We start from the raw sequence: 13,639 nt of genomic DNA, 5'->3' as shown, positions 1-13,639 counted from the left end.
ACACACAATGGTGGCCACTGGTGGCTTTTGCTTTTGTTTCGACCTTTTCACCGGGTCCAAACAACATCATGCTGATGACATCCGGTGCGAATGTGGGCTTTATGCGCACTATACCGCACATGCTTGGTGTAACGTTTGGTTTTAGCATTATGGTGCTATTGGTTGGTGTTGGGTTAACGGGTTTATTCCATCGTTATCCTATGTTGCAACAAGGCTTGCAAATTGCCTGCACCATTTATTTGGTCTATTTGGCGATAAAAATTGCGCTGAGTAATCCTTCGCAGGGAGAGAAGCAGTATCAACCGATGTCATTTGTTTCGGCTGTACTGTTTCAATGGGTCAACCCCAAAGGTTGGTCGATGGCGCTGACTGCGGTGAGTGTATTTAACCAAAGTGCGAGTTGGGCGCAGTTAATGCTGATTTCATTGGTGTTTGCTTTGGTGAACATTCCGTCGGTCAGTGTTTGGACTGCGGCGGGTAAACAGTTGAGCCACTGGATGAATCACCCAAGTTATGTCCGCTGGTTTAACGGCGCGATGGGCGCGTTGCTGCTACTGTCCGTTGTTCCTATGTTGTAGAGATTTGGTGAGACATTGCTGTGTGGGAGCATTATCAACGCAGCAAAAGAAAGTGGGTACTGAGCGACCCACTTTGTTTATCTAGTTTGCCTGATATTAACCGTTCGCTATATTGCCCATAAAATTAACGCCAATATTTGCGGTGAGAGTATGCGTAGGCACATTACTAGCGGATAGACAGTGGCGTATGCTAACGCAGAAGCGCCGCTGCTTTCGTGCAGCGCATTTGCAAAAGCAAGAGCGGGTGGATCGGTCATCGAGCCTGCCAGCATGCCACAGATGGTGAGATAGTTAATATGGCCTAAAACACGAGCCAGTATTCCGACGGTGATCAATGGAATACCCGTGATCAACATGCCGTAGCCCATCCAACTGACGCCATCGCCTTGCACTAAGGTTTCAACAAAATTGCCCCCAGATTTTAACCCGACCACGGCTAAAAACAGCACAATACCAATTTCTCGTAGAGCAAGGTTCGCGCTGGGTGGCATAAACCAATACATTTTGCCAATGCTGCCGATACGCGCCAAAACAAGTGCGACAATCAGCGGTCCTCCAGCTAAGCCGAGCTTAATGGCGGCGGGGAATCCCGGTAGATAAAACGGAATAGATCCGAGTAATACCCCAAGTCCAATCCCAACGAAGACTGGTAGCATCTGCACATGCTGTAATTTTTGGTGCGCGTTGCCGACCATGCCACTGACCGCTTCAATCGCTTCTTGACGCCCGACTAAATTGAGAATGTCGCCAAACTGCAAGGTAGATTGGCTGGTTGGGATAAGCTCAACCCCGGCACGGTTTAAACGCGAAACGACGACGTCGTATTTCTCTTTTAAATCCAGATCGCGCAGCTTTTTACCAAGCACAATCTCGTTGGTGACGACTAAGCGCTGTACTCGCAGCTCCGTGCCGCGTGTTGAAAGTGATGCATCGACCTCTTCGCCAATCACCAAGCGTGCTTTTTCTAACGCTTTTTTATCGCCGACCAGATGAAGCAAATCATTCACTTCAACTCGTGAATCGGGTTTGGGCACGGAAAGGTGTTCACCACGTTTAAGGCGCGAGCACACAATATCGCCATCACTGAGCGCGGGAATGTCTTTTAAGAGCAGGCCATTTAAGTTGGGGTTTTTAATCGCAACGTTAATGGTGTGCAAGCTCTCTTTTTTGTGGCCGTTGTGGATCTCAAACTCTTCGGCTTCGGCGTCAACACTGACACGAAAGGCAATTCTGAGCAGCCACATGGTAAGCAAAATACCGCATATGCCAAAGGGGTAAGCAATCGCATAACCCATACCCGTCAGGTCAAGCATGTTCTCTTGGCCACCTAACTCAGTCAGGATTTGTTGCCCCGCGCCTAATGATGGCGTATTGGTGACTGCACCGGAGAATACACCAAGAATAACGGGTAAAGGCACATCAAACAGATAGTAAAGCGCGACCGTCACCACACAGCCCAGCAACACAATCAGTGCGGCAAAGGCGTTGAGTTTTAGTCCTGAGCTTCGAAGTGAAGAGAAAAAACCAGGTCCGACTTGTATACCAATGGTGTACACAAATAGGATAAGGCCGAACTCTTGAATAAAATGCAACGTATTGTAGTCAAGAACTACACCCCACATGCCAGTAAAGTGACCAACGAGTATGCCGCCAAACAGCACCCCGCCGATCCCTAAACCAACACCGTAGACGCGCCAATTCCCTATCCACAAACCCAGCACAGCTACCAGCGAGAGAATGCTGATAGAAAGTGCAATGTCACTCATGATGAGTCTCCTGAACAATTAAAAAACGGCTGGTGGGCAAGCTTAATGAACGGCAGGGGTAGGCGTAAGAACTCGGTTAGTGGTTATGTCTACAGCTGGAGGGTTCAAATACGGCATTGAGAAGTCACCTAGTGAAATGAACTCTCGATGTCGTTTTGTGGTTGCCCTGAACTTATGACCAGTAATACTGTAATGAACTACAAATGTTAACTATAGGTATGCAAATTTGTGCACCGGAACGAATATTAAATTTCTCAGATAACTAATTGTTAGATAAGAGTTAAATTTATCCATTTCCTGTGCGTTGCTCACCACTATTTTTATCGAGAAAATAGCCCATACCGCGTTTAGTTTTAATCAGTGCTGATGAGAAAGGGTCATCAATTTTTTTGCGTAGACGACGCATATACACATCGACTACGTTGGTTAGGGGATCTTGATGGAGACCCCAAACATTAGCAAGAATCCGTTCTCGGCTAAAAATATGACCAGGTTTATGCATCAATAGCTCTAATATGGAGAGTTCTTTGGCGGTTAACTCAATGGCTTGCCCTGCCCGTGTTACGGTCATGGTTGATAAGCAGAGCGTTAAGTCTGCAATGTGTAGAGTGGGCATTGGCGCAGAGTCAGAATGTCGACGTTGCAGCGCATCTAGGCGAGCCAGTAACTCTTCAAAATGAAAAGGTTTTGCCAGATAATCATCCGCACCAATGCGTAGGCCCCGAACCCGTTCTTCAACTTCGCCCAGTGCAGAAAGCATCAAAATGCGCACATCAATACCGGCTTCACGTATTTGCTGACAAAGAGTTAATCCATCGGTGTGCGGAAGCATTCGATCTAAAATTAAAATATCGGGCTCGCCGCTTATGAGTATTTCAAGTGCGTATTGCCCATCATTTAGTCGCTGAATGTGGTGACCTTCTGCTTTGAGCCCTCGCTCAATAAAGTTGGCAATTCGGGCATCATCTTCAATTAAAAGAATTCTCATGATTCTTCCTCTTCCAGTTCAAAGGTAAGTGTAACGGTTGTGCCTTGAGCCAGTTGGCTTTGGAATGCGATGGCTCCGTGTTGCTGCTGCACAATGTTATAAGCCAGCGTTAAACCAATCCCTAAGCCATCAGGGCGATAGCGTTTGCCGTTTTCGGACCGAAAATAGCGTTGGAAAATCTGTGCGAGGTCCTCTTGGTCAATGCCAATACCGTGATCTTGTAATTGAAGATGAAATTGCTTGGGCTCAACTAGCAGAGTGAGCGTAATAGGCTGGTGATGTGGATCATAGCGCAATGCATTATCGACGATAATTCGCACGGTCATCAGTAGCTTATCTAAATCAGTATGAAAGATCCGAGCTTGCCAGTTTGCCTGTTGTGGATGAAGACATTCAAGTTGCACTTGATGCGCGTGAGTTAAAAGGGTGGCTTGTCTCGTCACCGATTGCCATAGGTTCTCTAAGGTGATGGGGATAAGAGTCGGTTGGAACAGCTTTTCATCTTGACGGATAAGCAGCAATAAATCGTCGATCCGGTAGGAAAGGTGGGTTGCCGATTCATTGATACGCTGTAGCGTTTGTCGATACTCTTCATCACTATTTTGACGACTGCGAAGGGTAATTTGCGCTTCTCCTAAAATGGCCGTTGCGGGAGTACGCAATTCATGGCTGACGTTCGCAAAAAACTCTTTCTGTTGGCGTTTAGCTTGCTCCAATGTTTCGAGTGCATTGGCGAGTTCTTGGGTGCGTGCAGTAACTTCTCGCTCAATGAGTTGACGCGAAGCGATCTCTTTTTGCTGCGCATTTTCAAGGCTTTGTGCCATGTAATTAAAATGCTGCGCTAGGGTTCTGAGCTCACTTGGCCCGCTGACCGATACTCGATGGTTAAGATGGCCTTGTTCTAAAGCTGAAGTGCTTTTTAGCAGTTCCGCTAACGGTTTGGATAAGGTGCGCAGTAACCAGCCTCCGAGTAGCAAGCCAAAGACTACCCCTAGTAATGATAAGGTTACAATGACATTTTCTACATCAGATAATGATTTCATCGCTGCGGCTTCATAGCGTGCAGTACGTTGTTTCTGTAGAGAAATAGCTTGATTCAGCAGCTGGCGTAGGTCGGTATTATCCACTTTATCAAAGGTGTCACCGAGTAAAAGCCAGCGATCATTATTGTCTGTGATTTTTGCGATTTCCCAGGATCGAAGCGCTGTTTTTAATCGTCCAAAGTTAGTTTCAAAGAGAGAAATGACTTTGATTTGCTGAGTGATCTCGGCAAAGTCTTGGTTGGTGATACCGTGTTGTTGTGCTTGCTCGGTTAGCAAATAGAGCTCGCTGAGCAAATCTTCAATCTTTGAAAAACGTATGTCTCGTTTGAGCGTGCTGCCATCTTTGGTCAATAAATACTCGGCAAGCCAAATTTTTAGCTGCTGTTTTTCCGTGCTCAACTGCATAAAGCTTTGCAAGATTTGATTGGAGATCTGTCCGCGCTGAATGTGCTCATTAGCGACGTTATTTGACCATAAAGCGGTGCCAGCTTGGGCTAAGATTAGGGTGAGCAACAGAGCCAGTACGAGAGATAATTGATAACGAAACATAATGATCGCCGCATAAATTCAATAGGTGAGCAGAGTAAGCGATCCGTTGGTATTGGGTAAAGAATATTCATCTGAAGTTAATCTAAGCGCATGGTTTAGGTTCATCGAGAAGCCGTAAATTACTCCCATCAACCACATTACTCCCATCAACTAGATAATTAGATAAGGCCTTCATTATGCAACGTACACATAAAAGAATTTCTATTTCAGCATTATTACTCTGCGGGTTGTTACCGCTATCCGCTCAGGCTTCTGACTTATTGGTTAATAACAACATTAGTCATCAAGAGGTGCTTAATGCCCAGCAAGCTTGGGGAGAAGCGTTAATCAAGATTAGCCAGACTTATGAGCAAAAAGGTCATGCCGAAGCGAAGAAGTTGGCAAAGCAAGTATTGGACCAAGCGTATGGCTATCAACAAGGTGCGGTGCTTTTCAAACCTACGCTTGCCAGTGGGGAGCAAACCTTTCGTACAGAAGCGGACGGAGCACTATCGTATTTTGTCGGCAGTGATAAGCAATACCCACAAGATTCTGGCTTTGCACTAAAAGGTTGGAAGGAGTATAGCTTTGATAACGCAGCAGTCTACATCAACGGTGATGTGGCCTTAACCATGGGGCACGTTAAGCTCATCGACAATAAAGGAAAGCAAACCGTGGTGGATAAAAGCTGGGCATTTAAGAAAGATGAACAGGGCCAACTGCGAATTGTTCTGCACCATTCATCACTGCCTTTTCAACCTTAATTGAGGGGAAAGCTTTTAGATGTGGGTGATGGTAATACACCCACATCGCAGACCTTTCTGTTGTGCCAGTTAAACGCCAGCACGTTTGAGCAGGCCAGCCATCAGTGGCGAGCTTGAACGAACCTGTTTTGATTTGTTCTGTAATGTTTTAGCCAGCGTCGGGTTATTGATGCTTTTGGCAATGTAGGCCATTGAATGATAGAAATCTCCTGCGGATTTCATTTTATTGGCGTCATTTAATGGCGCTAACAGTTGCACCATGGTTGTGCCACTCATTGCTTGTTGGGTGGCGTACTCTTGTACTGCATCGAGTAGAAGATCGAGATCGACCATCGCTTCGGCACTTTCCACACCATGTTTTTTCATCTCTTTGCGGTTACGTTTACGCATTTGCTTAATGACAAAGGCTGGTTTGTTGAGCTTTTTAAAAGCAAAGTAACCAAGAACGACTGCAAGCACGACACCGCCCGCCACATAACCCCAAATAGAACCGGAAGATTCAACAACAGGCTTTAGGGTTTCAACGGTATATTCAACGGTAGTGGGTGTATCAGACATTATTATTTCCTTAGAATGCAGCTTCAAAATCAGAAGCTATTAATTAATCTGGCAGGGGGAAAAGCGCCTTGCGATGAATCAAAGATCCATGAAAAGGAGAGCTTCTGCCTCACATTACTCTCTTTTTGGGGTGAGGAGGCAAGAAAGCAAGTCCATTTTAGGGATTATTAATGAGTTTGTTGATAATTGTGCGAGTTGGTCACACAAATTACGCCATTGCCTCTGTGTGTATGAGCTTAACGAGGTGATATAAAGATTGAAATGCACAGTCGTCATGAGGTTTAATGTTACGGTAACATTCAGTTGGAAAACAGAATAAAAATGAGCAGTATGCAACGTAAAACTAGGCCTACCCTGCAAGATATCGCAGACCGCGTGGGGGTGACGAAAATGACCGTTTCCCGTTTTCTACGCGACCCCAACTCGGTCGCATTGGCAACCCAAGAAAAAATTGCCGCAGTGATTGAAGAATTAGGTTATATACAAAATCGCGCCCCGGCGATGTTGTCGAAATCGTCAAGTAAGGCGATTGGTATTCTTCTGCCTTCCTTGTCAAACCAAGTGTTTGCCAATTTAGTTCAAGGGATTGAGTCGGTAACCAAAGCAAGAGGTTACGATACACTTATTGCCCACTTTGGTTATAACGTGCAAGAAGAGGAGGAGAAAATTGCCTCGTTGCTGTCGTATCAAGTCGATGGTCTTATTTTGACCGAAACGCACCACTCCGAACGTACCATCCAAATGCTAAAAGCGGCGGGTGTGCCAGTGGTTGAAACGATGGAGCTGCCAGACAAGCCGATCAATATGGCGGTGGGGTTAGATCACGAACAGGCCTCGTATCATGTGGTGACGCAGATGATCGACAGTGGCAAACAGCATATTGCCTATCTCGGTGCGCGTCTTGATACTCGAACGCAGTTGCGGATGAATGGCTATGATCGTGCAATGCAAGGTGCAGGCTTAACCGCAGTTCATATCCTAACTCAAGAGCATTCAAGTTTTACTCTCGGCGGTGATTTACTCGAACAAGCCCTAGAAGAGAGGCCAGAGATCAATGGCATCTTCTGTACTAATGATGACATTGCAATTGGTGCCATGATGAAGTGTGCACATCGAGGGCTGAAGATTCCTCAAGATATTGCAATCGTGGGGTATAACGCGCTCGATATAGGTCAAGCGATTTCGCCAAAGCTAACCAGTGTAGAAACGCCTCGGTTTGAGATTGGCAAGAAAAGTGCTGAGCTATTATTGTCCGCACTGGCTGATGAAGTGATTGAGCAGAAAGTGTTCGACTTAGGCTTTAGTGTCACCGATGGCGAGAGCCTGTAGTCAGCTTGTTATTCAGCCATTGAAGTGGTTGGGTTTGTCACTTCAATGGCTACATCAAACTCATGTTGTATCAATTAGGGTAGAGGAACGAAGCCCCTTGATTGGCGGCAGAGACATTATCTCGGCACACTTTAAACAGATCGCGCCCCCAAGTTTGCTGTGTGAGCTCAGTATCACAAGTGGCGATATCGCGGCCTTCGGTTGGCGTTAAGTTCTCTAATCGGCCTGTCACCGCATCGACGCGGATCCTATCTCCCTCTTCAATAAGCGCAATTGCGCCGCCTCTTAATGCTTCCGGTGAGACGTGAATAGCCGCAGGAATTTTACCAGAAGCGCCGGACAAACGACCATCGGTCACTAACGCAACCTGATAGCCCGCTTTTTGTAAGTTGCCCAAAATCGGCATTAACTTATGCAGCTCAGGCATGCCATTGGCTGCTGGCCCATTGAAGCGAACTACAACCACGCAATCTTGATTGAGCTCGCCGCGTTGATACGCCTGCTCAACCTGATGTTGGCAAGCGAACACTTTGGCGGGCGCTTCAACAATGCGATGTTGCTCAGCCACGGCAGAGACTTTGATCACCGCTTGCCCAAGGTTACCCGATAACACTTTAATACCACCAGAGCGTTGAAATACCTTATCAGGCAGGGCGATTACCGTGGGGTTTTTAGTTTGAGTACAGGCTTGCCATTCTAACGTATGGCCCACTAATTGCGGTGATTTTAGCTGATCTGCAAATTCACCAAACACGGGTTTTACGTCGCTGTGAAGTAACTGCGCTTGATGCAGACGCGTCATCAACATGGGTACGCCGCCTGCGAGCTCAAATTCATTGATATCCGCCGAACCATTGGGGTAAACATTCACCACAAGAGGAACGACGTCAGACAGATCACTGATATCTTGCCAAGTCAGCACAATACCCGCAGCGCGAGCAACAGCCAGTAAATGAATGGTATGGTTTGAACTGCCACCAGAGGCGAGCAAAGCCACTAGGCCGTTGACTACGCTTTTTTCGGTCACCACTTCATAAAGTGGACGGAAATGCGCCGTGCCATCGCTCATGGCGGCAAGGCGGATTGCGGCATGTTGCGTCAATGCAAGGCGCAATGGGGAAAAGGGAGCGACAAACGCTGACCCTGCCAGCATTAAACCCATCGCCTCAAATACTAATTGGTTGGTATTGGCAGTGCCGTAGAAAGTGCAAGTGCCCGGGGAGTGATACGAAGCGCACTCCATATTCAGCAGCGCGCTATCATCAACCAAACCTGCCGCGTGTTTTTGGCGAACATCGATTTTCTCATCATTAGTAATGCCAGTAGACATTGGCCCTGCGGGAATAAAAGCCGTTGGTAGGTGCGCAAACGCCAGCGCGCCCATCAGTTGTCCGGGCGCAATTTTATCGCAAATACCGAGCAGTAATGTGCCATCAAACATATTGTGGCTGAGTGAAAATGCCGTGGCTTGTGCAATCAAATCGCGTGAGAACAACGACATATCCATGCCCGCTTGGCCTTGCGTTACGCCATCACACATCGCAGGAACGCCGCCAGCAACTTGAGCCGTGTGGCCAAATGGGGCGAGCACTTTTTTGATTTGCTCAGGGTAATCTTTATACACTTGGTGCGCGCTAAGCATGTCGTTGTATGCTGTGATAATGGCTAAGTTAGAACGCGTTAAATCGAGAATGTGCGCTTTTTCTTGAGAGCAAGAGGCGGCGACGGCGTGAGCCAAATTACCACAAGAAAGTGATGCTTTACCCTTGCCACTGTGCTGTTGTGCCTTGGCGCGGTTGAGAAACTCATCACGCAAAGTACGGCTACGCTGAATAATTCGTTCGGTGACGGCTGTGATGGTTGGGTTTAAGGCTGTACTCATGCTGACACCTTTTGACCATCTAAAGTGAGCTCGCGCAATGCCACTAGGGCGCGCTCTACAACCTCATCAATATCCGTATCGATATCAACGATAGCGACTTTCACTTCGTTGTCGGGGCGCTCTAACGTATTGAACTGGCTTTCCACCATGTTCGCTTTCATAAAGTGGCCTTTACGCGCTTGCATGCGCTTCATGATTAAATCAAAACTGCCATCGAGAAAGAGAAAGGTCACATTTTGGTTACCGTCACGGATTTGATCGCGGTAGGTTTTTTTCAACGCAGAGCAAACAATCACGCCGTGCTCATTTTTACTTTCTAAGCTAAAAGCCGCGTCACGGATGCGCTCTAACCAAGGTTTGCGATCGTCATCATTTAGCGGCTCTCCGCCTGCCATTTTGAGAATATTGGCTTTTGGATGAAGGTCGTCACCGTCGATGAATTTCGCCCCTAATTTCTGGGCCAGTTTCGCGCCTACAGTACTTTTTCCGCAGGCGCATACGCCCATTACAATAATGCTACTACCAGTCATACGGACTCCTTGAGTGGTATTCTGAGCTGGATCTCATTTTTTAAATTCACTTGGAAATATGACTTTATCTTATCCATGTTATCGGTAACATGTTACCCGTAACTTAGAGATTTGTGAACTGAAACACAAACAAAACAATACGTGATATAAGGTGAAGAACATGGAATTGATGACTCAAAGCAGTAACCCTGCTTACCTATTAGCAATCGCGGGATGTGCGATTGCAGCACTACTGATTTTAATCATGAAGTTGAAGATACACGCCTTCGCTTCATTAACCTTAGTCAGCCTCGGCACTGCAATTGCCACCGGCGTTGCGGCGGAAAAAGTGGTCCCAACCATGATGTCTGGTTTTGGTGGAACCCTAGCGTCCGTTGCTTTGCTGGTCGGCTTAGGTGCGATGATTGGCAAAATTTTAGAAGTGACGGGCGGTGCTAAAGTGCTGGCCGATACCTTGATCGGCCGCTTTGGTGAAGAAAAAGCGCCGTTTGCACTGGGTATTGCTTCATTATTGTTTGGTTTTCCCATCTTCTTTGATGCGGGATTGATCGTGATGATGCCGATCATCTTTAGTGTAGCGAAGCGCTTTGGTGGCTCACCATTGAAATACGCGCTGCCTTCAGCTGGTGCTTTTGCCGTGATGCATGCCTTTGTGCCGCCTCATCCTGGGCCAGTTGCGGCTTCAGATCTTTTAGGTGCTGATCTTGGTCTGTTGCTGATTGTTGGTATCTTGGTCGCGATTCCTACTTGGTATTTTGGCGCTTACCTCTTTGGCCTGTATGCGGGTAAAAAATTTGATATTCCACTCTCCAAAGCGTTTTTTAATACCGAGCAAATTATTGATGAAAATAAATTGCCAAAATTTGCCACGGTATTAGCAATTTTAGTGATGCCTGTGCTGCTCATTTTTATGGATACAGGTCTTAATACCCTTGCGGTAGCAGGCGTGATTGACGGTAAAGCGCCATTGGTTGAATTCTTACGCATGTTGGGTAAAACCCCGGTGGCCCTGTTGCTGACTCTGCTAACTTGTTTACTGGTGTTTGCCAAAGATTTTGGAATGAACAAGCTGGAAAAACTGTGCAGTGACTCGTTAGCGCCTATCTGTGCGGTAATTCTTGTGACAGGTGCGGGCGGCATGTTTGGTGGTGTGTTACGCGCCAGTGGCATTGGCCAAGCATTGGCTGACGTGTTATCCGATACCGGCATGCCTATCATAGTTGCGGCGTTTGTTATCGCAACTTGCTTACGTGTGGCGCAAGGTTCTGCCACCGTGGCATTAACCACCACCGCCGCTTTGATTGCGCCGATTGTGGCACAAACCACGGGTTTGAGTGAGTTGGATTTATGTTTTATCGTGATTGCGATTGCTGGTGGTGCAACGGTACTATCTCACTTTAATGACTCAGGCTTCTGGCTGGTTTCTCGCTTGATGGAAATGGATGAGAAAACCACACTCAAAACTTGGACTGTGATGGAAACACTGCTTGGTAGCATCGCGTTTGTGATTGTCGCTGTCCTAAGCTTCTTATTATAAAAAGCGTTTTACTATAAGGTTATGAAATGAAAACTCTTGAACAACGATTGAAAGAAATCAAAATCGTCCCTGTGATTGCGATTAATGATGCTAGCCAAGCGGTCCCTTTGGCCAAAGTGTTGGTTGAAAATGGGTTGCCATGCGCGGAAGTGACCTTTAGAACAGAAGCGGCTGCAGAATCGATTCGTTTGATGCGTGCCGCCTACCCAGAGATGCTGATTGGCGCAGGGACAGTACTGACCACGGCGCAAGTAGATCAAGCCATTGAGGCGGGCGTGGATTTTGTAGTCAGCCCCGGTTTTAACCCAACCACGGTGAGATATTGCCAACAGCGTCATGTGGCAATTGTTCCGGGCGTCAACAACCCAAGTTTGGTTGAGCAAGCGATGGAAATGGGTTTGCGCACATTGAAATTCTTCCCAGCCGAGCCTTCAGGTGGCGTGGCGATGCTCAAAGCATTGACGGCCGTTTATCCGGTCAATTTCATGCCAACAGGTGGTGTTAGCCCAAGTAACGTTCAAGATTATTTGTCGATTAAATCCGTAGTGGCGTGTGGCGGTACGTGGATGGTACCGACAGATCTGATGGATAAAGGTGATTGGCAGGGAATTGCGGAATTGGTGAAAGCGCTATAACCCTTTCTATTTTCTTTAAGAACAACGGCTTGCTTCGGTAAGCCGTCTTTTCCTTTTATGCGCACCTCCGACCATTAACGATAAAAGTAATCGAGAGTAACGCGCGATCAAAAATCTCGTTACAATCGTTCTCCTACTCATTTCACGATAAGCTAAGCTATGTACGCAAACCGACGCGCAGAATTAATTTTAGTTATCACGACCTTATTGGCTGCAGCGGGCTGGGTGTTTTCCAAACAAGCCATTCAAGGCCTACCACCTTTTGGCTTTATTGGTGTGCGCTTTCTTTTAGCGTCGCTGTGCCTACTGCCATTTTGTCTTAAAGCGCTGCGCCAAGCCTCACTGCACGATTGTTTAAAATCGATGAGTGTGGGCGTGTTGCTAGGTGGCTCGATTTTTTGCTGGATCCACGCGATTTCCATTAGCGACACGCTAGGCGAGGGCGCATTCATCATGAGCCTCTCTATGCTGTTTGTTCCGTTGTTAGCATGGCCGCTGTTTGGCACTAAACCGGCGCGCGCATTTTGGTTGTCGCTACCCATTGCACTGATTGGGCTTTTTTTACTGTCGTGGAACGGGGAGTGGGTCGTCGCGACCAGCCAGCTGTGGTTTATGGCTGCTGCTTTTAGCTTGGCATTGCATTTTAACTTTAACAGTCGTTTTTCGGCTAATCTGCCGCCGATGTTGCTCACTACATTACAACTGTTTGTTGGCGGCTGCCTTGGGGTATTACTCTCTTTACTGTTTGAGTCATGGCCAGATCAAATAAGTTTGATGACATGGAAGTGGCTTGCTCTGAGCGTATTACTCGCCACCAGTTTGCGGTATTTGATGCAAACCGTAGGCCAAAAGCACGCCAACCCCACCAATGCGGCGATATTAATGCTGCTTGAACCAATCTGGACACTGGTTCTGAGCGTGCTGATTTATGATGAATCGATGCCAGCGAATAAGATTTTCGGCTGCGGCTTGTTGCTCTGTTCGCTTCTTTTCTATCGAATGGGCCATTTTCGTCATCGTTAAAATCATCGCAAATCTTTCAAAACGGTTTTGCTGCATAGTTTCTAGAGCCAAGGTGTGGGTTGGGCTGTAGTCATTGAATGCCTCTTTATCACAATGTGGTGCTATTGTGCATCGTCTAAAGGTTGACAAATATGCTTTTTGGCAGCTTACCAACAGGGTTGTTGATAAAGGATCATCGAGTTCCTCCACCTTTTAGATAGGGGGAGGCTAGCAGAGGGGATTGCCGTGTCCATAAAACTTATTGAAGTTATTGAACAAACACCCACCCTAACCCTCCCCTTGGAGGAGAGGGAGCTGGCATTGTGTGCATTGATAGTGTGGAGAATATGATTATTGGGGCTGATAAATTATTTTGGGGAATTGACATTGAGCGAGTAAAGCCGCCAATCAATCTAAACCAATATCTCGTTTCATATGTTCGCTAAGCTCACTCGTATTTCGTACATTGATTTTACTTTTGTAGTGGCTAGTTCTCATC

General features: G+C 46.9%; 12 protein-coding genes. 6 read left to right on the top strand and 6 right to left on the bottom strand.

Going from position 1 to position 13,639, the window contains the following annotated elements; genetic code table 11:
• Positions 1–578, top strand: a 578-nt coding sequence (locus B9J84_RS05265; RefSeq protein WP_094123697.1) for a LysE family translocator, incomplete at its 5' end; no start/stop codon positions are given.
• A gap of 107 nt (positions 579–685) precedes the next feature.
• Here B9J84_RS05265 and B9J84_RS05260 read toward each other — a convergent pair.
• From B9J84_RS05260 to B9J84_RS05250, 3 genes are all read right to left on the bottom strand, one after another.
• Entirely contained in the window at positions 686–2,344 is a 1,659-nt protein-coding gene (locus tag B9J84_RS05260; protein WP_026027818.1) for a putative transporter, read from the bottom strand.
• A gap of 286 nt (positions 2,345–2,630) precedes the next feature.
• On the bottom strand, positions 2,631–3,332 hold the full coding sequence (locus B9J84_RS05255; protein WP_094123696.1) for a response regulator transcription factor: 702 nt from the start codon (positions 3,330–3,332) through the stop codon (positions 2,631–2,633).
• The gene (locus tag B9J84_RS05250; RefSeq protein ID WP_094123695.1) at positions 3,329–4,924 is read right to left on the bottom strand and encodes a cell wall metabolism sensor histidine kinase WalK; all 1,596 of its coding nucleotides are present in this window, start codon (positions 4,922–4,924) and stop codon (positions 3,329–3,331) included. The genes B9J84_RS05255 and B9J84_RS05250 overlap by 4 nt, the downstream gene beginning before the upstream one ends.
• A gap of 176 nt (positions 4,925–5,100) precedes the next feature.
• Between B9J84_RS05250 and B9J84_RS05245 the strand changes: the two genes are divergently transcribed.
• Positions 5,101–5,667, top strand: a complete 567-nt coding sequence (locus B9J84_RS05245; protein ID WP_017047053.1) for a phosphoribosyl-AMP cyclohydrolase — start codon at positions 5,101–5,103, stop codon at positions 5,665–5,667.
• Positions 5,668–5,736: 69 nt separating this feature from the next.
• On the opposite strand, the gene B9J84_RS05240 is transcribed toward B9J84_RS05245, so the two are convergent.
• Entirely contained in the window at positions 5,737–6,225 is a 489-nt protein-coding gene (locus B9J84_RS05240; protein ID WP_010319103.1) for a hypothetical protein, read from the bottom strand.
• A 321-nt stretch (positions 6,226–6,546) separates the two neighbouring features.
• Here B9J84_RS05240 and B9J84_RS05235 point away from each other — a divergent pair, with 321 nt between their 5' ends.
• Positions 6,547–7,554 (top strand): substrate-binding domain-containing protein, encoded by a 1,008-nt coding sequence (locus tag B9J84_RS05235; RefSeq protein ID WP_094123694.1) that lies wholly within the window; start codon positions 6,547–6,549, stop codon positions 7,552–7,554.
• 70 nt (positions 7,555–7,624) lie between these two features.
• On the opposite strand, the gene edd is transcribed toward B9J84_RS05235, so the two are convergent.
• Both edd and B9J84_RS05225 read right to left on the bottom strand, forming a co-directional pair.
• Positions 7,625–9,436, bottom strand: a complete 1,812-nt coding sequence (gene edd / locus B9J84_RS05230; RefSeq protein ID WP_094123693.1) for a phosphogluconate dehydratase — start codon at positions 9,434–9,436, stop codon at positions 7,625–7,627.
• Positions 9,433–9,966 (bottom strand): gluconokinase, encoded by a 534-nt coding sequence (locus tag B9J84_RS05225; protein ID WP_013856467.1) that lies wholly within the window; start codon positions 9,964–9,966, stop codon positions 9,433–9,435. Before B9J84_RS05225 ends, edd begins: the two co-directional genes overlap by 4 nt.
• Positions 9,967–10,126: 160 nt before the next feature.
• Here B9J84_RS05225 and B9J84_RS05220 point away from each other — a divergent pair, with 160 nt between their 5' ends.
• The 3 genes from B9J84_RS05220 (at position 10,127) to B9J84_RS05210 (ending at position 13,161) form a co-directional block, all read left to right on the top strand.
• Positions 10,127–11,503: a GntP family permease gene (locus tag B9J84_RS05220; protein WP_026027816.1), complete on the top strand. Its 1,377-nt coding sequence runs from the start codon at positions 10,127–10,129 to the stop codon at positions 11,501–11,503.
• A gap of 26 nt (positions 11,504–11,529) precedes the next feature.
• On the top strand, positions 11,530–12,138 hold the full coding sequence (locus B9J84_RS05215; protein ID WP_017047051.1) for a bifunctional 4-hydroxy-2-oxoglutarate aldolase/2-dehydro-3-deoxy-phosphogluconate aldolase: 609 nt from the start codon (positions 11,530–11,532) through the stop codon (positions 12,136–12,138).
• Between the two features lie 159 nt (positions 12,139–12,297).
• Positions 12,298–13,161, top strand: a complete 864-nt coding sequence (locus B9J84_RS05210; RefSeq protein ID WP_017045125.1) for a DMT family transporter — start codon at positions 12,298–12,300, stop codon at positions 13,159–13,161.
• Positions 13,162–13,639 lie beyond the last annotated feature (478 nt).

The sequence above is a fragment of the Vibrio sp. V03_P4A6T147 genome, assembly GCF_002241085.1.
GTDB classification, from domain to species: Bacteria; Pseudomonadota; Gammaproteobacteria; order Enterobacterales; family Vibrionaceae; genus Vibrio; species Vibrio anguillarum.
The sequence above is the reverse complement of the archived record's forward strand: the minus strand, read 5'-3'. Positions and strand labels throughout refer to the sequence as shown.

Bases quoted from the DNA above. Each gene is read 5' to 3' on its own strand.
- B9J84_RS05260 (WP_026027818.1), bottom strand. From the start codon at position 2,344: ATGAGTGACATTGCACTTTCTATCAGCATTCTCTCGCTGGTAGCTGTG.
- B9J84_RS05255 (WP_094123696.1), bottom strand. From the start codon at position 3,332: ATGAGAATTCTTTTAATTGAAGATGATGCCCGAATTGCCAACTTTATT.
- B9J84_RS05250 (WP_094123695.1), bottom strand. From the start codon at position 4,924: ATGTTTCGTTATCAATTATCTCTCGTACTGGCTCTGTTGCTCACCCTA.
- B9J84_RS05245 (WP_017047053.1), top strand. From the start codon at position 5,101: ATGCAACGTACACATAAAAGAATTTCTATTTCAGCATTATTACTCTGC.
- B9J84_RS05240 (WP_010319103.1), bottom strand. From the start codon at position 6,225: ATGTCTGATACACCCACTACCGTTGAATATACCGTTGAAACCCTAAAG.
- B9J84_RS05235 (WP_094123694.1), top strand. From the start codon at position 6,547: ATGAGCAGTATGCAACGTAAAACTAGGCCTACCCTGCAAGATATCGCA.
- edd (WP_094123693.1), bottom strand. From the start codon at position 9,436: ATGAGTACAGCCTTAAACCCAACCATCACAGCCGTCACCGAACGAATT.
- B9J84_RS05225 (WP_013856467.1), bottom strand. From the start codon at position 9,966: ATGACTGGTAGTAGCATTATTGTAATGGGCGTATGCGCCTGCGGAAAA.
- B9J84_RS05220 (WP_026027816.1), top strand. From the start codon at position 10,127: ATGGAATTGATGACTCAAAGCAGTAACCCTGCTTACCTATTAGCAATC.
- B9J84_RS05215 (WP_017047051.1), top strand. From the start codon at position 11,530: ATGAAAACTCTTGAACAACGATTGAAAGAAATCAAAATCGTCCCTGTG.
- B9J84_RS05210 (WP_017045125.1), top strand. From the start codon at position 12,298: ATGTACGCAAACCGACGCGCAGAATTAATTTTAGTTATCACGACCTTA.